This window comes from Actinomycetospora sp. CA-084318 (assembly GCF_050955885.1).
Taxonomy (GTDB): domain Bacteria; phylum Actinomycetota; class Actinomycetes; order Mycobacteriales; family Pseudonocardiaceae; genus Actinomycetospora.
In genome coordinates this window covers 636,599-654,953 of sequence record NZ_CP192098.1, presented here as the reverse complement: position 1 = coordinate 654,953, position 18,355 = coordinate 636,599, and the positions used below count along the sequence as shown (strand labels likewise).

General features: G+C 74.6%; 23 protein-coding genes. 15 read left to right on the top strand and 8 right to left on the bottom strand.

The genetic code is table 11. The annotated features are described in order from the left end of the window. Positions 1-10: 10 nt before the first annotated feature. Genes ACQPYX_RS03220 through ACQPYX_RS03205 form a run of 4 tightly spaced genes read left to right on the top strand, consistent with a single transcriptional unit; the run spans position 11 to position 2,655 of the window. On the top strand, positions 11-427 hold the full coding sequence (locus tag ACQPYX_RS03220) for an organic hydroperoxide resistance protein (protein WP_433801466.1): 417 nt from the start codon (positions 11-13) through the stop codon (positions 425-427). Positions 428-487: 60 nt separating this feature from the next. After that, positions 488-1,489, top strand: a complete 1,002-nt coding sequence (locus tag ACQPYX_RS03215) for an alpha/beta hydrolase (RefSeq protein ID WP_433801465.1) — start codon at positions 488-490, stop codon at positions 1,487-1,489. Then, a complete protein-coding gene (locus tag ACQPYX_RS03210) occupies positions 1,486-2,040 on the top strand; it encodes a hypothetical protein (RefSeq protein WP_433801464.1) in 555 nt (184 codons plus the stop codon). The genes ACQPYX_RS03215 and ACQPYX_RS03210 overlap by 4 nt, the downstream gene beginning before the upstream one ends. 24 nt (positions 2,041-2,064) lie before the next feature. Then, positions 2,065-2,655 carry a copper resistance CopC family protein gene (locus ACQPYX_RS03205; protein ID WP_433801463.1) on the top strand — a complete coding sequence of 197 codons (591 nt, stop codon included), beginning with the start codon at positions 2,065-2,067 and terminating at the stop codon, positions 2,653-2,655. A gap of 62 nt (positions 2,656-2,717) precedes the next feature. Here ACQPYX_RS03205 and ACQPYX_RS03200 read toward each other — a convergent pair whose 3' ends face one another. Together ACQPYX_RS03200 and ACQPYX_RS03195 are read right to left on the bottom strand one after the other, a co-directional pair. Then, positions 2,718-3,221 (bottom strand): L,D-transpeptidase, encoded by a 504-nt coding sequence (locus tag ACQPYX_RS03200; protein ID WP_230754543.1) that lies wholly within the window; start codon positions 3,219-3,221, stop codon positions 2,718-2,720. Positions 3,222-3,429: 208 nt separating this feature from the next. Continuing rightward, positions 3,430-3,945, bottom strand: a complete 516-nt coding sequence (locus ACQPYX_RS03195; protein WP_433801462.1) for an O-acetyl-ADP-ribose deacetylase — start codon at positions 3,943-3,945, stop codon at positions 3,430-3,432. A gap of 38 nt (positions 3,946-3,983) precedes the next feature. Between ACQPYX_RS03195 and ACQPYX_RS03190 the strand changes: the two genes are divergently transcribed. Beyond that, positions 3,984-4,433, top strand: a complete 450-nt coding sequence (locus ACQPYX_RS03190) for an SRPBCC family protein (protein WP_433801461.1) — start codon at positions 3,984-3,986, stop codon at positions 4,431-4,433. Between the two features lie 75 nt (positions 4,434-4,508). On the opposite strand, the gene ACQPYX_RS03185 is transcribed toward ACQPYX_RS03190, so the two are convergent. Beyond that, a complete protein-coding gene (locus ACQPYX_RS03185; RefSeq protein ID WP_433801460.1) occupies positions 4,509-5,228 on the bottom strand; it encodes an RluA family pseudouridine synthase in 720 nt (239 codons plus the stop codon). Between the two features lie 10 nt (positions 5,229-5,238). Next, complete coding sequence (locus ACQPYX_RS03180; RefSeq protein ID WP_433801459.1) at positions 5,239-6,411, bottom strand: isochorismate synthase; 1,173 nt, start codon at positions 6,409-6,411, stop codon at positions 5,239-5,241. Positions 6,412-6,552: 141 nt separating this feature from the next. On the opposite strand from ACQPYX_RS03180, the gene ACQPYX_RS03175 reads away from it, so the two are divergent. Beyond that, positions 6,553-7,815 (top strand): cytochrome P450, encoded by a 1,263-nt coding sequence (locus ACQPYX_RS03175; protein ID WP_433801458.1) that lies wholly within the window; start codon positions 6,553-6,555, stop codon positions 7,813-7,815. A gap of 34 nt (positions 7,816-7,849) precedes the next feature. Further along, positions 7,850-8,278, top strand: a complete 429-nt coding sequence (locus tag ACQPYX_RS03170) for a VOC family protein (RefSeq protein ID WP_433801457.1) — start codon at positions 7,850-7,852, stop codon at positions 8,276-8,278. A gap of 64 nt (positions 8,279-8,342) precedes the next feature. Here the strand turns inward: ACQPYX_RS03170 and ACQPYX_RS03165 are convergent, their stop codons facing one another. Next, complete coding sequence (locus ACQPYX_RS03165; RefSeq protein WP_433801456.1) at positions 8,343-9,587, bottom strand: FAD-dependent oxidoreductase; 1,245 nt, start codon at positions 9,585-9,587, stop codon at positions 8,343-8,345. A 99-nt stretch (positions 9,588-9,686) separates the two neighbouring features. Between ACQPYX_RS03165 and ACQPYX_RS03160 the strand changes: the two genes are divergently transcribed. From ACQPYX_RS03160 to ACQPYX_RS03130, 7 genes are all read left to right on the top strand, one after another. Beyond that, positions 9,687-10,346 carry a TetR/AcrR family transcriptional regulator gene (locus tag ACQPYX_RS03160; protein WP_433801455.1) on the top strand — a complete coding sequence of 220 codons (660 nt, stop codon included), beginning with the start codon at positions 9,687-9,689 and terminating at the stop codon, positions 10,344-10,346. 62 nt (positions 10,347-10,408) lie between these two features. Beyond that, positions 10,409-11,110, top strand: a complete 702-nt coding sequence (locus ACQPYX_RS03155) for an energy-coupling factor ABC transporter permease (RefSeq protein ID WP_433801454.1) — start codon at positions 10,409-10,411, stop codon at positions 11,108-11,110. Continuing rightward, positions 11,107-11,463: a PDGLE domain-containing protein gene (locus tag ACQPYX_RS03150; RefSeq protein ID WP_433801453.1), complete on the top strand. Its 357-nt coding sequence runs from the start codon at positions 11,107-11,109 to the stop codon at positions 11,461-11,463. The genes ACQPYX_RS03155 and ACQPYX_RS03150 overlap by 4 nt, the downstream gene beginning before the upstream one ends. Further along, positions 11,463-12,221: a cobalt ECF transporter T component CbiQ gene (gene cbiQ / locus ACQPYX_RS03145; RefSeq protein ID WP_433801452.1), complete on the top strand. Its 759-nt coding sequence runs from the start codon at positions 11,463-11,465 to the stop codon at positions 12,219-12,221. The genes ACQPYX_RS03150 and cbiQ overlap by 1 nt, the downstream gene beginning before the upstream one ends. Further along, on the top strand, positions 12,218-12,949 hold the full coding sequence (locus ACQPYX_RS03140; RefSeq protein ID WP_433801451.1) for an energy-coupling factor ABC transporter ATP-binding protein: 732 nt from the start codon (positions 12,218-12,220) through the stop codon (positions 12,947-12,949). Before cbiQ ends, ACQPYX_RS03140 begins: the two co-directional genes overlap by 4 nt. Positions 12,950-13,090: 141 nt before the next feature. Then, positions 13,091-13,870: a tyrosine-protein phosphatase gene (locus tag ACQPYX_RS03135; RefSeq protein ID WP_433801450.1), complete on the top strand. Its 780-nt coding sequence runs from the start codon at positions 13,091-13,093 to the stop codon at positions 13,868-13,870. A gap of 129 nt (positions 13,871-13,999) precedes the next feature. Then, positions 14,000-14,179, top strand: coding sequence for a hypothetical protein (locus ACQPYX_RS03130; RefSeq protein ID WP_433801449.1), 180 nt, complete (start codon positions 14,000-14,002; stop codon positions 14,177-14,179). Here the strand turns inward: ACQPYX_RS03130 and ACQPYX_RS03125 are convergent. Genes ACQPYX_RS03125 through ACQPYX_RS03115 form a run of 3 tightly spaced genes read right to left on the bottom strand, consistent with a single transcriptional unit; the run spans position 14,176 to position 17,611 of the window. Further along, complete coding sequence (locus ACQPYX_RS03125; protein WP_433801448.1) at positions 14,176-15,633, bottom strand: pyruvate, phosphate dikinase; 1,458 nt, start codon at positions 15,631-15,633, stop codon at positions 14,176-14,178. The genes ACQPYX_RS03130 and ACQPYX_RS03125 overlap by 4 nt on opposite strands. Positions 15,634-15,642: 9 nt before the next feature. After that, a complete protein-coding gene (locus ACQPYX_RS03120; protein WP_433801447.1) occupies positions 15,643-16,410 on the bottom strand; it encodes an SDR family oxidoreductase in 768 nt (255 codons plus the stop codon). Next, the gene (locus tag ACQPYX_RS03115) at positions 16,403-17,611 is read right to left on the bottom strand and encodes a cytochrome P450 (RefSeq protein WP_433801446.1); all 1,209 of its coding nucleotides are present in this window, start codon (positions 17,609-17,611) and stop codon (positions 16,403-16,405) included. The genes ACQPYX_RS03120 and ACQPYX_RS03115 overlap by 8 nt, the downstream gene beginning before the upstream one ends. 107 nt (positions 17,612-17,718) lie before the next feature. Here ACQPYX_RS03115 and ACQPYX_RS03110 point away from each other — a divergent pair, with 107 nt between their 5' ends. Next, the gene (locus tag ACQPYX_RS03110) at positions 17,719-18,339 is read left to right on the top strand and encodes a MarR family transcriptional regulator (RefSeq protein ID WP_433801445.1); all 621 of its coding nucleotides are present in this window, start codon (positions 17,719-17,721) and stop codon (positions 18,337-18,339) included. The last annotated feature ends 16 nt before the right edge of the window (positions 18,340-18,355 follow it).

Sequence of the window (18,355 nt, the reverse complement as noted above, 5' to 3'; positions counted from 1 at the left end):
TCCGGACGGCATGGACATCAAGTACGTGGCCTCGGCCACCTCGTCGGGGGACGCCCGCAACGGACACGTGAAGTCCGACGACGGGATCATCGACCAGGACATGGCCATGCCGAAGGAGCTCGGCGGCCCCGGTGGGGCCACCAACCCCGAGCAGCTCTTCGCGGCGGGCTACGCGGCCTGCTTCCACCAGGCGCTCAAGCTCGCGGCGGGCAACGAGGACGTCGACGTGAACTCCTCGAGCGTGGAGGCCGAGGTCGGCCTGGGCCCGGACGCCGAGAGCTTCGGCATCGAGGTCGCGATCGTCGCGCACCTGCCCGGCGCCGAGCAGGAGACCGCGGACCGGCTGGTGGCCCGCGCCCACGAGCTGTGCCCCTACTCGAAGGCCACCCGCGGCAACATCCGGGTGGACGTGAGCGCGACCGTGTGAGGTCCGCAGTGCGGGTCGTCATAGCGACCCGTACTGCTCCCATGGGCGAAGCTCACCGGTGTGCGTCTCCCCTTCCGGACCCGTGTCCTCGGCGCCCTGCGCAGCACGCTCGGCGGCTCGGTCGCCGACCTCCCGCCCGCGGAGGTGCCCGCGGCGCGGGAGCGGTCCGGGCGCATCCAGGCCGGGCCGGCGGGGCGGGCCGTGGTCGGGCGGCACGACCGGCGGGTGGTCACCGAGGAGGCGTCGCTCGACGTGGGCGAGGCGGTGCTCCCGGTCCGGGTCTACCGGCCGCCGCACGTCGCGCAGGTGCCCGCCCCCGTCGTCGTGAACTTCCACGGCGGCGGGTTCGTCCAGGGCGACCTCGACCAGTCGGACTGGTTCTGCGGGCAGGTCGCGCTCGTGGCGGGCGCGGTGGTGGTGTCGGTGGACTACCGGCTGGCCCCCGAGCACCCGTTCCCCGTGCCCGCGCAGGACTGCTACGCCGCCGTCGGGGCGCTGGTGGCCGACGCCGGGCGCTTCGGCATCGACCCGGCCCGCGTCGCGGTGATGGGCGACAGCGCGGGCGGCACCCTGTCCACCGTGGTCTGTCTGATGTCCCGCGACGCCCGTCGCCGCGGTGAGGACGCCCCGACGATCGGGGCGCAGTGCCTGGTCTACCCGGGCGCGGAGATGGTCGACGTCCTGCCCTCCGAGCGCGCCATCCCGACCGCCCCGATCCTGCACGCGAGCGACATCCGCGGCTTCTCCCGGCTCTACCTCGCCGGCGCGGACGGCACCGACCCGTACGCCTCGCCGCTGCGCGCGGACCTCGCCGACCTGCCGCCTGCGCTGGTCCAGACCGCCGAGCACGACCCGCTGCGCGACCACGGCATCCACTACGCCGACGCGCTCGCCGCTGCAGGTGTCACCGTCCGCTACACCGACTACCAGGGCGCCTGCCACGGCTACATCTCGATGCCGCGCCTGCTCCCGACGACCGCCCACCAGGCCGCGTGGGAGGTCGGCTCCTGGGTGAGCACGTGCCTGAGGCCGTCGGGGGGCTCGCCTACCGTGGAGCCGTGACCTCGACCGGCGCCCGCAGCCTCGGCGTGGGTGCCCTCGCGCCCGCGCTCGGCGCGGCCGCGCACGTCGAGGCGGGGGGCGGGGCGCCGGAGCTCACGGTCCCGGTCGTCGTGGTCGCGTTCCTGACGGCGGCCGTGGCCGCGTCCGCGGTCCGCCGGCGGGTGCCCGTGGTGCGGCTCGTGGCGGTGCTCGGCGCCGGGCAGGTCGGCTGGCACCTGACGATGGGCGCGGGCGGGGCGCACGGGATGGCGCACGGGACGGCCCACGGGCTGGCGGACGGCCCGCTGCACGCGCTGCCGTCGCCCGGCATGGTCGCCGCGCACGCGCTCGCCACCCTGCTCGTGGCGCTCGGCGCCGCCGGGGCCGACCGGGCGGTGCGGTCGATGGTCACGGTCCGGGTCCGGGCGTTCCTGGCGCTGCTCGAACTCCGGGTCGACCCGCCGGTGGTGGGGCGCCCCCGGGTCGTCGGGCCGGCGACCGCACCCGTCGTCGCCGCCCTGCTGCGGGTGCGGCCGGTGCGTGGTCCCCCGGTGCGTCCCGCTGCCGCGTGACCACCTCCCACCCGTGAAGGGACCATGACCATCACCTCCGCGCCCCGTGGCGCGTTCCTCCGTTCTGCCCTCGTGGCCGCGCTGATCGGCCTGCTGGCGCTGCTCGGCGCCGGCCCCGCCGCCGCGCACGACGTCCTCGAGGGCAGCGACCCCGCCGACGGCTCGCAGGTCGCGACCGCCCCGTCCCGGGTCACGCTGACCTTCGGCGAGGCCCCGACCCCGAACACCGCCACGATCACCGTGGTCGGGCCGGACGGCACCACCCACTACGAGTCCGGCGCCGCGACCTCCGACGGCGAGCAGATCTCCGTCGGGGTCGCCCCGCTCGGGGCCGCCGGCCGCTACGAGATCGGCTACCGGGTCGTCTCCAGCGACGGCCACCCCATCTCGGGGGCGCTGTCGTTCACGCTGACGACCCCGGGTCCGGCCGCCACCACCACGCCGGCCGCGGCCGCTCCGGGGTCCCCCGCGGCGCCGTCCGCGGCGACCCCGAGTCCCGCGGCCTCGGCCGCTCCGGCCGCCGACGAGGGCGGCACCCCGGCATGGCCGTTCGTGCTGCTCGCGGTCGTCGTCGTGATCGGGGCGGTCGCGCTGGTGCTGCGCCGCCGGGCCTAGACACGCGTGAGGGGAACCCTCGGCACGCTGGTACGGCCGAGGGTTCCCCTCACGTGGGACGGCTACTGGACGATCTGCACCCGGTCGTTCGGGTTCAGGTGCTCGAAGAAGCGCTTCGCGTCGGCCTCATTCAGGCGCACGCAGCCGGCCGACTGGCGGTCCAGCGTGCCCTGGTGGAAGGCGCGACCGTTGTTGTCGAAGAACACCGCGTACGGCATCCTCGCGCCCTCGAACTCCTGGCTGACGTGGTACTGGTCCTTGCGCTGGATGACGTAGTCACCCACCGGGGTCTCGTGGCCCTGCCCGCCGTGCGTGTTGGCGACCGGCCCGTAGACGACCGTGCCCTTGCCGTCGAGCAGCCACGCCTTGTTCTCGGAGAGGTCGACGCACGCCTTGATCGTCGGGGTGGTGCACGGTGTGCCGCCCACGCCCGGTGCTGTCCCGGCCGGTGCGGCGGCGGCGGCGATGCCGGAGGCCTGGACCAGGCCCATCCCGACGGCGGCCGCGGAGAGGACGAAGCGCCCCGTGCCCGGGCGCTGCTGCTTGCGGTGCCTGCCCTTGCTCAATGAACCTCGCTCGTTCGTCCACGCGCCGGCCACGCGCCGTGCCGGCATGCACGCACGGCTCCCCCCGAGCGCGCACGAGAGAGACAACGACGCGGTGACGGGCGGGTCACGAACCGGATTGATGACGCGAGATGGGCCGCACCGGGGCAACCCGGACGCACACCACCCGTCGTCGGGAAGGTCCGCGGCGAACGGGCCGCGCGCCGGGTCAGGACTGGGCCGCGCGGGTGAACGCCTGGTACGCGTCGTCGCCGAAGAGGACGAAGCGGACCTCCTCGACGGCCGTCCGGGTGGATCCGACGGTCTGCACGGCGATGCGCGCCGCGTCGTCCATCGGCCAGCCGTAGACACCCGCGGAGATCGCCGGGAACGCGACGGTGCGGGCGCCGAGCTCGTCGGCCACGCGCAGGGACTCGCGGTAGGCACTGGCGAGGAGCTCGGAGCGGTCCTTCGACCTCGCGTAGACCGGCCCGACCGTGTGGATGACGTGCTGGGCGGGGAGCTTCCCGGCGGTCGTCGCGACGGCCTGGCCGGTGGGCAGACCGTCGGGCAGGCTCGTCGCCCGCAGCTGCTTGCACTCGGCGAGGATCTCCGGGCCGCCACGACGATGGATCGCGCCGTCCACCCCGCCACCGCCGAGCAGCCCCGAGTTGGCGGCGTTGACGATCGCGTCGACCTCCTGCGTCGTGATGTCGCCCTGCACGAGCGTGATGCGTGCTCCCACGGCACGCCAGTACCCCCGGCCGTGCCACGATCATGCGTATGACGTCCGACCGCAGCATCGAGGTGTCCCGCCTGGTCGACGCGCCGCCGGAGCGCGCCTTCGCCCTGGTCGCCGACCCGGACCGGCACCCCGACCTGGACGCCTCGGGCATGGTGCGTGCATCGCAGACCCACCTCGCGATCACCGAGCTCGGCGACGTGTTCACGATGGACATGCACAACGAGCAGATGGGCGACTACACCGTCGAGAACCACGTGGTGGTCTACGAGCCCGACGCCGCGCTCGGGTGGGCTCCGGCCGGCCCCGGTCAGCGCCCGGCCGGCTACACCTGGACCTACACCTTCGAGGCCGACGGCGACGGCACGCGCGTCACGCTGACCTACGACTGGTCCGCGGTCACCGACCCGCAGCTGCTCGAGTACTTCCCGGTCGTCGACGCCGACACCCTGGACGCCTCGCTCGGCCTGCTGGCGGAGGCGCTGGCGTAGGGCTGCGACGTCGGCGGTGGCAGCCCCCGTTCGCGAGGTCCACACCAGGCAGCCCGAGCGGCTCGTCGACCTGCCCTATGTCACCCTCGCGGCGCCGTCGAGCAGGGCCCGGAACTCCTCGTCCGGCTCGGCGGTGACGGTGCGACGCCGACCGTCCGGGGCGTCGAAGGCGAGCCGGTGGGCGTGCAGCCCGGTGCGGGTCGTCGGCTGCTTCTCGAACAGCGGGTCGCCGACCAGCGCGTGCCCGATCCACGCCAGGTGCACCCGGATCTGGTGCCGGCGCCCGGTCTCCGGATGCACCTGCAGCAGCGTCCGACCGTCGCGCTCCTCGACCTTCGTGAACGTCGTCGTGCTGGGGTAGACGTCCTTGGAGGTGTCCACGGCGTCCTCGGGCACGCTCCACCGCCCGTTCTCGACGACGATCGCCTCCCGCGGCGCCGCGATCCGCACCCGGTTCTTGCGCCCGACCGACAGCGGCAGCTCGATGCGCCCCTCGTCCGGCAGGCCGGTCGTCGCCGTCACCGCGAGGTAGGTCTTCTCGACGGTGCGGCGGTTGAACTGGCGGGTCAGGTCACCGTGCGCCTCGAGCTGCCGGGCGAACAGGACGACGCCGCTGGTCACCTTGTCGATCCGGTGCGCGGGCCAGAGCTTCTCGCCGTCGTCGGCGGCGAGCCGCACGAGGTCGGTGTCGTGCCGCTCGCCCATCACCGACCAGCCGACGGGCTTGTCGAGCACGAGCGCCCCGTCGTCCTCGTACAGCGTCCGCGCCGCGCGCAGATCGGCCCAGGTGGTCACGCCCCCAGTCTCACAGCGAGGCGAGCATCGTCTCCAGCTTGGTGGTGGTCTCGGCGAGTTCCGAGGCCGGCACGGAGGCGGGGACGATGCCGGCGCCGGCGTAGAGCCGCGCCGCCGCCCCGGAGACCTCGCCGCAGCGCAGGGCGATGACCCACTCGCCGTCGCCGTCGGCGTCCATCCACCCGACCATGCCGGTGTAGAAGCCACGGGAGAACGGCTCGAGCTCGCCGATCGCGCGCCGGGCCGCCTCGCGCGGCACCCCGCCGACGGCGGGCGTCGGGTGCAGGCGGCGGGCGATGTCCAGCGACGCCGCGGCGGACCGCCCGCGGATCGTCGTCGACAGGTGCCACAGGGCGTCGGTGCGGATCAGCGTCGGCCCGTCCGGGACCTCGAGGTCCTCGCAGACAGCCGAGAGCGCCTCCGCCACCTCGTCCACGACGAGGGCGTGCTCGTGCCGGTCCTTGGCGGAGGCGAGCAGGGCGGCACCGGTGGCCTCGTCGTCGTCGGGGTCCGAGCGGCGCGGCGCCGAGCCGGCCAGCGGGTTGGCGACGACCTCGCCGTCCCGCCGCGACACGAGCAGCTCCGGGCTCGCCCCGATCAGCGAGCGTGCCCCGGCCGTCGACGGCAGGTCCACCGCGAAGACGTACCCCGCGAGGTTGCGGGCGGCGAGCTCGCACAGCATCGCGGGCTGGTCGATGGGGGTGTCGCGGACGAGGTCGAGCACCCGGGCCAGCACGACCTTCTCCAGCGCGCCGTGGCGCATCCGCCGCAGCGCGTCGGCCACCATCGCCTCGTAGCCGGCGGGCTCGGGGACCGGCCGGGACTGCCAGTGCGTCGGGTCCGCACCCTCGCCGCGCCGGCCGACCGAACCGGGCAGCGGCGGCGCCCACGTCACGGCCTCCGGGACGACGAGCGCCGCCGGGGCGGTGGGGTCGAACGGCAGGGCCCCAATCACGACGGCGGGCGCCCCACCGGCGGCGTCGGTCTCCCGCAGCACGCGCCGGGCCTCGTCGGGATCGTCGACGCGACGGGCGACACCCTGCGCGAGCAGGCCGCCGCGCGGTCCCGAGAACCAGGTGCCCTCGCCGGGGCGCCAGCGGTCCAGCAGTTCCGCCGAGTCCCCGGACCCCGTGGGTGGAGTGCCGGGAACGGCCAGCAGGCCGGCCGTGGCCTCGCTCGTCACGTGGTGGCTCCTCCCGCTCGGGTCAGCCGATCATCGCCGCACTCGTGCCGTTCCGCTGGCAGAGTGGATATCCCGTACGTCCACTCTCACCCGCACCGCCCGGCCCGGCCACGTGACACGCGACGCATCGCGAGGAGACCAGTGACACTGCGTGACGACCTGGCCCTCGGCGGCCGCATCGCGGCCATGCGCGCGGGTGGTCTCGCCCTGGCCCTGCGGGGCGATCCGGTCGCCCGGCTGATGCACCGACCCTGGCGCCTCGACCCGTATCCGACGTACCGCACGGTACGGACCCCGCGTCGGGTGATCCGCAGCCGTACCGGGATCAGCGCCGTCGGCACCCACGCGCTGTGCGAACAGGTGCTCCGCGACCGGCGCTTCGGGGTCCGCCTCGCCGACGGCCGCGCCCCCTTCGCCCCCGAGGAGGGGCCCTCGCTGCTCGAGCCGGTCGACCTGTCCCTGCTCGGCCTGGACGCGCCCGACCACACCCGGCTCCGCCGGCTCGCGCAGCCCACGTTCGCGCCGCGCCGCCTCGAGCGGTACCGCGAGATCGCCGAGACCGTCACCACCGACCTGCTCGACCGGGCGGCCGCCCGCGGCCGGTTCGACCTCGTGCACGACCTCGCCGCCCCGCTGCCGATCACGGTGATCGCCCGGCTGCTCGCGATCCCCGAGGTCGACGCCGACCGCTTCGCGGCCTGGGGCCGGGCGCTCGGCGGGGCGCTCGACGGCGTCCGCTCCGTCGGACACGCACGCGAGCTCGCCCGGACCACCGCGGAGGCGCGGGCACTCTTCGAGTCGCTGGTGTCCCGACGCCGGGTCGACCCGGGCGAGGACGTCGTCTCCCAGCTGGTCGGGGCCCTGGACGCGGGGTCGATGACGATCGACGAGCTGGTCTCGCTGGCCCAGCTCCTGCTGGTGGCGGGGTTCGAGACGACGACGAACCTCGTCGGGAACGCCGTCCGGGCGATGCAGTCGACGCCCGGGCAGTGGGAGGCGCTGGTCGCCGACCCCGGGCTGGCCGCGGGCGCCGTCGAGGAGACGCTGCGCTTCGACCCGCCCGTCCAACTGACCGCCCGGATCGCGCACGAGGACGTGGAGATCGACGGCGTCCGGCTGCGGCGCGACTCCGGGGTGCTCGTGCTGCTCGCGGCCGCCGGTCGGGACCCGGAGGCCCACCCCGACCCGGACCGCTTCGACCTCGCGCGCGAGCAGACCACCCCGCACCTGGCGTTCTCCGGCGGAGCGCACTACTGCCTCGGCGCCGCGCTGGCCCGCCTCGAGGGCGAGGTGGCGCTGCGTCTGCTCGCCGAACGCCTGCCGGGGCTGCACGCCGCCGGGCGGGCGGTGCCCAAGACGGCCACCGTGCTGCGCGGGCCGCGGCGGTTCCCGGTGGCCGCCTGAGGGCCCGGAATCGGTCCGGCATCGTCGACAGTGCATGGGATTGCGCACGACCGGGCAGGGCACCGTCATGCCTGCCATCCCCGCCGTGCACCACGTGGCCATGTCGGTCCGCGACCTGTCGGTCAGCGAGCCCTTCTACTCGAAGCTCTTCGGCGCCGAGCCCGCCATGACACTGTCCGACGGCCCGTTCCACCGTCGCGTCTTCGCGCTCGCCGACGGCCAGCTCTTCGGACTCACCCAGCACGACACGGTCTCGCCCGACGACCGCTTCGACCCGGCCCGCGTCGGCCTCGACCACGTCGGGTTCGGCTGCGCCGACGCCGACGCGGTGACCGCCTGGCGCGACCACCTCGACAGCGTCGGGATCGAGCACTCGGGCATCGTCGAGGCCGACTACGGGCTCGCGCTCTCGGTCAAGGACCCCGACGGGAACGCGCTCGAGTTCTTCATGCTCGCGAGCTGACGGAGCCGGATTTCCTGGCACTGGGTGCACGTAGTGACGCTTTGCTTGCACCCAGCGCGGCTGCTCACGAAGCCGGGGCCACCACCGGGAGCGGCGGACGCCGCGCGAAGTCCGGCGCGTGCTCGGGCAGCACGCCGATCCCGATGGCCCGCGCCGGCACCCACTGCAGCACCGGGAAGCGCTGGACCATCCGGATCGGCCAGGGCACCGTCGCCGCGTCGAGCTCCCGGGGGTTCGCCAGCATCGGTGCGAGGACCCGCCGGTGTGCGACGTCCTGGGCGGTCTGGGTGATCACGGTCGGCGGCGTGCGGCGGCGCTGCACGGCGCGTCCGGCCCGGTCCACGGCGTCGGGGTCGTGCGCCAGCAGCGGGGTGGCCAGCACGCGGGCCGCCGCCACGGCGTCCTGCACGGCCAGGTTGATCCCGACCCCGCCCATCGGCGACATCGCGTGGGCCGCGTCGCCGACGCAGAGCAGCCCGGGGGCCGACCACCGGGTCAGCCGGTCCAGCGACACCTCGAGCAGCTTGACGTCGTCCCACGCCAGGTCGTCCAGCCGCCCGGCCAGCCAGGGGTTGAGGTCGACGAGCAGGTCCCGCAGCACCTGGACCGAGCCGGCGCGCAACCGGGCGTCGGTGCCCTTGCCGATGATCAGCGCGCACTGGAAGTACTCGCCGCGGTCGATCATCACGAGGAACCGACCGCCCCCGATGCGACCCAACCCGCCGTCGGGATCGTCGGCGTGGCGGGGCACCCGGAACCATTCGACGTCGATGGGGACGTCGTAGCGGTGCAGCGGCAGTCCGGACTCCGCACGGACCCGGGAGTTCCGGCCGTCGCACGCGACGACGAGGTCGGCGGCGATCTCGCCGCCGTCCGCCAGCCGCACCCCGCCGACCCGGCCACCGGTCCGCACCAGCCCGGTGACCTCGGTCGACATCCGCAGCGTGAACGAGGGCTCCTCGCGCGCGGCGGTGGCGAGCAGGTCGAGCAGGTTCCACTGCGGCGTCATCGCCACCATCGGGTGCGGGGCGTCCAGCCGCGTCATGTCGCCGATCGTGATCTCGCCGGCGTCCAGCCGGACCCGCGCCCGCGTCAGCGCCCGGTAGGGCAGCTGCTCGAAGCGGGGCCACAGGCCGAGTTCGTCGATCAGCGTGAGCGTCGAGGTGTGCACCGTGTCGCCGCGGAAGTCGCGGAGGAAGTCGCCGTGCTTCTCCAGCACGGTCACCTCGACGCCGCCCCGGGCCAGCATCAGGCCGAGCACCATCCCGGCGGGACCGCCGCCGACCACACAGCAGGTCGTCCGTTCCATGACCGCCTCCTCGCGTCACCGTGAACGAGCTTTCACTATGGTGGACCCACCGGGACGCGCCCGTCAAGGCGAACGAGCATTCACGGAAGGAGGAGTGGCGTGCCGCGCATCACCGACGAACGCCGCGAGGAGAACCGGCGGCGCATCCTCGACGCCGCCCGCCGGTGCTTCGCCCGCGACGGCTTCCACCAGACCTCGATGCCGGACATCGCCCGCGAGGCCGGGCTGTCGACCGGCGCGTTCTACCGCTACTACCCGAGCAAGGACGACGTGGTCCTCGAGGTGGCGGGCCAGGCCTTCTCGATCCTGGCCGGCCGACTGGACGAGGCGGTGACCGGCGACGCCGCACCGACCGTCGCGGACCTGGTCACCGCCGTCGTCGGGACCTTCGGCGCCGAGCGGGTGCGGGTGCCGGACGGATCGGACATCGACCTCGACGAGCTCGTCCGCTGCGGCGTGCAGGCCTGGGGCGAGGCGACCCGCCCGGGTGCGCTGCAGGACCGTGTCCAGCGGGGCTTCGGCGGGTTGCGCGACCGCGTCACGACGGGCCTGCGCCGGGGTCAGGAGGCGGGGCTCGTGCCCGTCGCCCTCACCCCGGAGAGCGGCGCACACGTCGTCATGGCGGTGATCCCGGGCTTCGTCATGCAGCGGGCCGTCTTCGGCTACCGGGACGTGGACGGCTTCGTCGCCGCGGTGCACACCCTCCTCGGCGCGCCGGACACCCTCCGAACGGCCAGTCCGGGGTTGTCGCAGGACTAGTGCGACAAGCACGCCGTTGCGACACTCTTCACCCGAGCATCACGAACGGGTGAGGAGAACGCATGACGACCGAACTGGTCGCGATGCACATGAGCGACGGCATCGTGAACGCGCCGGTGTCGCTGGCCTTCGGGGTCGTCGCGATCCTGGGGCTGGCGATCTGCGTCGCCCGGGCCCGGCGCGACCTCGACGACCGGACCGCGCCGCTCGCGGGCCTGGTCGCGGCGTTCGTCTTCGCGGTGCAGATGCTGAACTTCCCGGTGCTGCCCGGCGTCAGCGGCCACCTGCTCGGCGGCGCGCTCACCGCGATCCTGGTCGGCCCGTACGTCGGCGCGCTGTGCGTGGCGATCGTGCTCGCGCTGCAGGCGCTGCTCTTCGCCGACGGCGGGCTCTCCGCGCTCGGCACGAACATCACCAACATGGCGCTGATCGGCACCCTCGTCGGCTTCGCCGTGGCCGTCGCGATGCGCCCGCTCGCCCGCCGGTCGAAGGCCGGACTGCTGGTCACGGCCTTCGTGGCGGCGTGGGTCAACACCGTCGTCGCGTCGATGGGCTTCGTCCTCGAGTACGCCCTCGGCGGCCAGGGGCTCGCGCTCGGCACGGTGTTCGGGCTGATGGCGGGGTTCCACGCCCTGATCGGGATCGGCGAGGGGATCATCACCGCCCTCACGGTGGGTGCGGTCGCCGCCGTCCGGCCCGACCTGGTGTACCTGCTGCGCGGGCAGCGCTCCGAGCTGACGATCAAGGAGGCGACGGTCCGATGAGCACCCCGACGACCAACCGCCGCTACGCCGGGTTCCTCGGCGCCTTCCTCCTCGTCGCGCTGCTGCTCGCGGGCGGCGCGTCCTACCTCGCGTCCGGCTTTCCCGACGGGCTGGACGCCGTGACGCAGACCGGGTGCAGCGAGACCGAGGGCGAACTCCAGGGGCAGTGCATCGCGCAGAACGCCGGGGAGCACGCCACCGCCGAGAGCCCGTTGGCCGACTACGCGGTCGGGGGGAACGACGCGCTGACCGGCGTCGCCGGCGTGGTGGGCGTGATCGCCACGCTCCTCGTCGCGGGCGGCCTGTTCTGGCTGCTGCGCCGCCGCTCCCCGTCCTCCGACCGCGAGCCCTGATGGGCGCGGGCCACGCGCACACCCTCCACCACGCCGGCGACAGCGTCGTCCACCGGCTGCCCGCCCACGTCAAGATCGTCGCCGCGTTCGTCATGGTGGTGGCCGTCGTGGCCACCCCGCGCGAGGCGTTCTGGGTGTTCGGGGCGCACCTGCTGCTGCTCGTCGCGATCTGGGTCGCCGCCCGGCTCCCCGTCGCGGCGATCGCGGCGCGCTCGCTGATCGAGGCGCCGTTCGTGGTGCTCGCGGTCCTGCTGCCGTTCTTCGCGGCCGGACCCCGGACCGAGTTCCTCGGGCTCTCCCTGTCCGTCGACGGCCTGCTCGCGGGCTGGAACATCCTGGTCAAGGGGACGCTCGGCGTCCTGGTCTCGGTGACGCTCGGCATGACGACGCCGGTGCGCGACCTGCTCGCGGGCCTCACGCGGCTGCGTGTCCCCGGCATGGTCACGACGATCGCGACCCTCATGGTCCGCTACCTCGAGGTCATCGCCGCGGAGGCCCGGCGGATGCGGCTGGCCCGGGTCGCGCGGGGGCACGACCCGCGGTTCCTGTGGCAGATCGGCCCGACGATCCGCGGGATCGGCACGCTCTTCCTGCGCTCGTACGAGCGCGGCGAGCGGGTGCACCTGGCGATGCTCGCGCGGGGGTACACCGGAGCCATGCCCCTGCTCGGAGACGTCACGACGAGCCGCCGGACCTGGACCGTCGCGCTCGTTCCCGCCGCCGCGGCGGTGCTCCTGGCGACGGCGGGATACGCATGACCCCGCCGTCGCTGGAGGTCGAGGGGCTGGCCTTCGCCTACCCCGACGGGCACCAGGCGCTGTTCGGGGTCGACCTGCGCATCGAGCGCGGCGAGCGGGTGGCGCTGCTCGGCCCGAACGGGGCGGGCAAGACCACGCTCGTGCTGCACCTCAACGGCGTGCACCGCGCCGGGGCGGGGACGGTGCGGGTCGGCGGGCTCGAGGTGGCGAAGCCGACCCTGCAGGAGATCCGTCGTCGGGTGGGTGTGGTCTTCCAGGATCCGGACGACCAGCTGTTCATGCCCACCGTCGGCGACGACGTCGCCTTCGGTCCGGCCAACTTCGGCGTCGTGGAGCCGGAGCTGTCGCTGCGGGTCAAGCAGGCCCTCGGGGCGGTGGGGATGGCCGAGCACGCCGACCGCTCCCCGATGCACCTCTCGGGCGGCCAGCGACGGCGGGTGGCGCTCGCGACCGTCCTCGCCTGCGACCCGGAGATCCTCGTCCTCGACGAGCCCTCCTCCAACCTCGACCCCGTGGCGCGCCGCGAACTCGCCGAGGTGCTGCTCGGCCTGGACCGCACGATGCTGATGGTCACCCACGACCTGCCCTACGCCCTGCAGCTCTGCCCGCGCTCGGTGGTGATCGACGAGGGCGTCGTCGTGGCGGACGCGCCGACCCGCGAGCTCCTCGCCGACCCGGCCTTCCTCGCCGAGCACCGCCTGGAGCTCCCGTTCGGGTTCTCGGTCTGAGCATCCCCGACGAGGCCGGTGGCGGCGTCCGGTTCCGAGCGAACGGCACTCTCGCGCACATAGATGTTGCGAGAGGGCCGCTCGCTCAGCTGGGTCACGGGTCACTCGCCTCGTGATCGTCGGGCCTGTGAGGATGCGGTGGTGAGGAACCCCCTCAACCGCATCCGCCGCCTTCGTCGGGAAGCCGCCAACCGGCGCGCCGTGCTCGCCCACGTGCCGCCCGGTCCGCCGACCCACAACATCCGCGACGTGGCCGGGCTGCCCACCGTCGACGGCCGCCGGACCCGGCCCGGCATCCTGCTGCGCGGCGACGCCCCGTTCGCCGAGGACGGCCCCGACTCCCCCGGCTGGCCGACCGGGCTCGCCTGGCCGCCCGGGGTGGCGGTGGACCTGCGCAGCGAGCGCGAGCTCGACCACCCCTACCCGCTCGCGACGACGCGGTGGGTGCACCTGTCGATGATCGACGCGCTGGACCCGGCGATCCTCGCCCGCGACGAGAACGATCGGCTGCCCACCGACCAGCTCTACCTCGCGCTGCTCGACGCGGCACCGGAGTGGCTGCCGACGCTGTTCGACGCCGTCCTCGACGGGCCGCACCCCGTGCTCGTGCACTGCGCCGCGGGCAAGGACCGCACCGGTGTCTCGGTGGCGGTGCTGCTGCGGCTGGCCGGCGTCACGCGGGCCGCCGTCGACGCGGACTTCACCCGCACGAACGCCCGCCGGATCGGGCTGCAGCGCCGCCTGGAGCGCCGACCGCTGCTGCGGCCCGGCATCGTGCCCGCGGGGGACATCGGCGTCACCCGCGAGAACATCCTCGGGGTCCTCGATCGCCTCGACGGTGACGGTGCCCGCGAGGTCGCCCGCGGTGCCGGCCTCTCCGACGACCGGGTGGAGCAGTGGCGATCACTCCTGCTGGAGTAGTCGCCCCGGGCGCTGTGGTCGACCACAAAGACCGGCCCGGCAACGCTGGGGCGCACGACAGTGCCGGGGGCGTCCATGGTCAGGAAACTGGAAGGTGAACCGGCTCGACGCACCCGAGGAGTGGACCTCATGACGACCCCCGCGACCTGCCCCTGCTGCGGGGTCGTGGTCATGCCGGAGGAGATGGCCTACGACTTCGCCGGGGAGACCGTCGAGTCGCTGACCCGTGAGGTCACCTACCTGCGCGAGACCGTGGCCCGCCTGCGTGCGGCGGTGCACGGCGGCGCCCCGCGCCCGGTCGCGGTCTAGCTCGTCCCGAGCCGGTCGGGCAGGTCCGCCGGCGTCGCCGCGCCGGTCCACTCCAGCAGGGTGGACTCCCACGCGGTGGTCGCGTGCGGACCGGCCTCACCGGTGACGTCGCCGTCCAGCACCACGCCGCGCGCGCCGTCGACGGTGACCGTCCGGCCCTCCAGTGCGGCGACGATCCCGTCCCCGCAGCCGACGACGCACGGCAGCCCGGCCTCCCGGGCCACCAGAGCGGCGTGCGAGGTGGTTCCCCCGTGCTCGGTGACCACCGCGACCGAGGCGTACATCGCGGGCACGTCGTCGGGCGCGGTGAACGGCCGCACCAGGACCACCGGCCCGTCGGCGTCCAGCGCGTCGTCCGGATCGGTGACGACCACCCCGGACGCCACGCCCGGGCCGGCGCCGATCCCGCTCGCGACCGTCTCGCCGCCCGTCGTCGCCGAGGCCTCCAGGTGCCTGCGGGCCTGCTCGGGGGTGAGGCGGCCGAGCGCCTCGTCGCGGGTGATCAGGCCGGCGGTCGCCAGCTCGACGGCGACGCGCAGGGCCGCCGTCGAGGACCGCTTCCCGGCGCGGGCCTGGAGCACGTACAGCCGCCCGGACTCCACGGTGAACTCGATGTCGACCAGGTCCCGGTACTCGGCCTCGAGCACCGTCGCCGCCTCGACCAGCTCCGCGTGCAGCGTGGGCATCTCGTCGGCGAACGACGCGATCGGCACCGGGGTCACCGTGCCCGAGACGACGTCCTCGCCCTGTCCCCCGCGCACCCACTCGCCGTAGAGCACGGGCTCGCCGGTGGACGGGTCGCGGCTGAACGCCACGCCGGTCCCCGAGGCGTCGTCCCGGTTGCCGAAGACCATGGCCTGCACGGTCACGGCGGTGCCGGCGTCGTGGTCGAGCCCGTAGCGGTCGCGGTAGACCCGCGCGCGGGGGCTGTCCCAGGAGCGGAAGACCGCGCCGATCGCCGCGCGCAGCTGCTCCCACGGGTCCTCGGGCGGGCCCGCCGGGTCGACGACCTCGGCGTAGGAGCGGCGGAACCGGGCGTCGGTGTCCTGGGCCCACGCGCGGTCCCCGGTCGCCTCCGCGAGCCCCTCGACCGCGGCCGGGGTCAGCCCCAGGTTGAGGACGGTGTCCATCATCCCGGGCATGCTCTGGGCCGCGCCGGAGCGCACCGAGACCAGCAGCGGCGAGGCCGGGTCCGCGAACCGGTGCCCGGTGTCGGCCTCCAGGACGCGCACGGCGTCGACGACCCCCGCCCACACCTCGTCGGGAAGGCCTGCCTCCCGGTAGCGGGCGCACACGTCGGTGGTGATCGCGAAGGCGGGCGGGCCGGGCAGGCCGAGGGCGCGCATGCGGTTCACGGAGTGCGCCTTGCCGCCCAGCCGCTCGCGGCCGTGCGGGCAGGTGCCGTCGAGGGAGACGACGGACGCGGTCGAGCGGGCGTCGAGGCCGGTGGTCACGGGAGCTCCTCAGGTCGTCGGGACGGTGGCAGCGGTGCGGGCCGCGAGCAGGCCGCCCTCCACGGGGAGGTCGACGCCGCGGACCCACGAGGCGGACGGGCCGAGCAGGAAGGCGACGGCGGCGGCGACCTCGTCCGGGCGCCCGTGCCGTCCGACCGCCGCGGCCGCCCGGTCGATGTCGGCCTCGCCCATGGAGGTGCGGAAGTCGCCGAGGATGGGGGTCTCGACGGGACCGGGGCTCGCCGAGTTCAGCCGCGTGCCGCCGACGTGGCGGCCGGCGGTGAGCCGGGTCCAGCGCACGAGCGCCTTCTTCGAGGTGTCGTAGGCCGCCGGGCCGGTGTGCGGGTGGCGGGCGAGCCAGGCGTCGAGGTCCGCGGCGTCGTCGCAGGCCAGGAGCTCGTCGAGCACGTCGTCGGGCTCGGGGCTGCGGTGCTGGGCCACGGAGGCGACCGTGACGACGGCGTCCACCTCGCCGAGCAGCGGCTCGATCAGCAGGCGGGGCGCGAGCACGTTGACCGCGAGCACGGTCGGCGCGGGCGCGGTGCCCGGCACGCCCGCGACGTGCGCGACGGCCGACACCTCACCGCGGACCCGCGACACGGCGGCCGCGACCCGGGCGGGGTCCGTCAGATCGCAGGCGAGGGTCTCGACGCCGGGCGCCGCCGGGACCGCCGCGCGGTCCAGCGCGAGCACGCGCCACCCGTCGTCGAGCAGGCGTCCGACGAGGGCGGCGCCGATCCCGGAGGCGGCCCCGGTGACGAGCGCGGTCTCAGGCACGCCCGCTCCCGGCGTCGATCCGGACCGGGAGGTGCTTGGTGCCGCGGAAGAAGTTCGACGCGAGCCTGTCGATCTCGCCGGTCTGGGTGATCGTGAGGCCCCGCTCGGCGAGCCGGCGGAAGAACACCGTCGCCTCGAGCCGGGCGAGGTGCGCGCCCAGGCAGGCGTGCGCGCCCCAGCCGAAGCCGAGGTGGTCGGCCTCGTCGCGCCAGGGACGGAAGCGGTCGGGCTCGGTGTACACGCGGTCGTCGCGGTTGCCGGAGACGAACCACATCACGACCTTCTCGCCGGGCGCGATCGTGCGGTCGTGCAGCTCCAGGGACTCCGTCGCGGTGCGGCGCATGCACAGCACCGGGGACACCCAGCGCAGCATCTCCTCGATGGCGGGCCGGAGCCGCGCCGCGGGGTCGGCGGTGACCCACGGCCACGCCTCCGGCTCGAGGTTCAGCGCGTGCACGCCCCCGGAGAGCAGGTTCCGGGTCGTCTCGTTCCCGGCGACCATGAGGATCAGGTAGTAGGCGTCGAGCTGGCCCCGGGTGAGGGGCTGCTCGTCGACCTGCGCGTGCGCGAGGACCGAGACGAGCGAGTCGTCGGGGGCCTCGCGCCGGGCGGCCTCGAGCTCGCGGAAGTAGGCGAAGACCTCGTCGCGGGCGCGCACCGCGGTCTCCGGGCCCGCCGCGTACTCCGGGTCGGCCGAGGCCATCTGGTTCGTCCAGCGCAGGATGTCCGGACAGTCCTCGGCCGGCACCCCGAGCAGGCGGCCGAGGACGAGCAGCGGCAGCTGTGCGGAGATCGTCGGGACGAGGTCGAACTCGCCGGACCCCACCCGGGGGTCGATCAGCTCGTCGACCACCTGCGTGATCTCGTCCTCCCACCGCGCCACCGCCGCGGGCCGCAGGGCCGGGATGACGAGGCGGCGCAGTTTCATGTGCTCCGGCGCGTCGAGGTGGTGGATGCTGCGGTCCCCGTCGCCCTCGGCCCGCCGGCTGGGGATCTGGGTGCCCTCGCGGACCGTGACGCCCGGGTCGGTGGCGATCCGTCGGATGTCCGCGTAGCGCGTCACCGACCAGAAGCCGGGCCCGCCGTCGGGCTCCGGGTTCCAGTGCAGCGGGTCGGAGTCCCGCAGGCTGCGAAGGATGTCGGCGTCGCGTCCCTGCGCGAAGGCCGACACGTCCGTGAGGTCGATACTCGCGGTGGTCACGCGTGGCTCCCCGGAATCGGCCGGCCACTGCTTGCCGGGTGGTGACAGGGAACACTAGTCTCGCGCCAGATGCAACTAGCGTTCACAAAACAGCTCGAGGAGGAGCGATGGACGACGCCCGGTTCCGCGCCCTGCACGCCCTGCGCGTCAAGGGGATGACGAGTGCGACCGTCGCGGCCGCGGTGGTCGCGGCCCCCGAGGACGAGATCGCCGCCGCCCTCGACGACCTCGGCGGCGAGGGCCTCGTCCGGCACCGCTCCGGCGGCCGGATCGAGGGCTGGAGCCTCACCAAGGACGGCAAGGCCGCCCACGCCGAGCTCGTCGTCGACTCGGTCGACGACGACGGGCGCGCCGCCCTCGAGCAGGCCTACCAGGCGTTCCTGCCGCTCAACGGCGACTTCAAGGCGGTCTGCCACGCCTGGCAGACCCGCGGGGACGACGACGCCCCGAACGACCACACCGACGCCTCGTACGACGACGACGTGATCGCCCGGCTCGCCGAGGTCGACGGCCGGGCGGGCGCGATCCTGGACGGGGTCGGCGCCGCCGTCGACCGCATGTCGGGCTACCGGCCGCGGCTGTCGGCCGCGCTCGACCGTGTCCGAGCCGGGGAGCGATCGGCGTTCACAGCCCCGATGAAGGACTCGTACCACGACATCTGGATGGAGCTCCACCAGGACCTCATCCTCTCCCTGGGTCGCACCCGGGACGCGGCCGACGAGGGCTGAGAGGTGGCTTCGCCCT

Bases quoted from the DNA above. Each gene is read 5' to 3' on its own strand.
- ACQPYX_RS03165 (WP_433801456.1), bottom strand. From the start codon at position 9,587: ATGGAACGGACGACCTGCTGTGTGGTCGGCGGCGGTCCCGCCGGGATG.
- ACQPYX_RS03205 (WP_433801463.1), top strand. From the start codon at position 2,065: ATGACCATCACCTCCGCGCCCCGTGGCGCGTTCCTCCGTTCTGCCCTC.
- ACQPYX_RS03190 (WP_433801461.1), top strand. From the start codon at position 3,984: ATGACGTCCGACCGCAGCATCGAGGTGTCCCGCCTGGTCGACGCGCCG.
- ACQPYX_RS03220 (WP_433801466.1), top strand. From the start codon at position 11: ATGGACATCAAGTACGTGGCCTCGGCCACCTCGTCGGGGGACGCCCGC.
- ACQPYX_RS03150 (WP_433801453.1), top strand. From the start codon at position 11,107: ATGAGCACCCCGACGACCAACCGCCGCTACGCCGGGTTCCTCGGCGCC.
- ACQPYX_RS03130 (WP_433801449.1), top strand. From the start codon at position 14,000: ATGACGACCCCCGCGACCTGCCCCTGCTGCGGGGTCGTGGTCATGCCG.
- cbiQ (WP_433801452.1), top strand. From the start codon at position 11,463: ATGGGCGCGGGCCACGCGCACACCCTCCACCACGCCGGCGACAGCGTC.
- ACQPYX_RS03140 (WP_433801451.1), top strand. From the start codon at position 12,218: ATGACCCCGCCGTCGCTGGAGGTCGAGGGGCTGGCCTTCGCCTACCCC.
- ACQPYX_RS03170 (WP_433801457.1), top strand. From the start codon at position 7,850: ATGGGATTGCGCACGACCGGGCAGGGCACCGTCATGCCTGCCATCCCC.
- ACQPYX_RS03110 (WP_433801445.1), top strand. From the start codon at position 17,719: ATGGACGACGCCCGGTTCCGCGCCCTGCACGCCCTGCGCGTCAAGGGG.
- ACQPYX_RS03155 (WP_433801454.1), top strand. From the start codon at position 10,409: ATGACGACCGAACTGGTCGCGATGCACATGAGCGACGGCATCGTGAAC.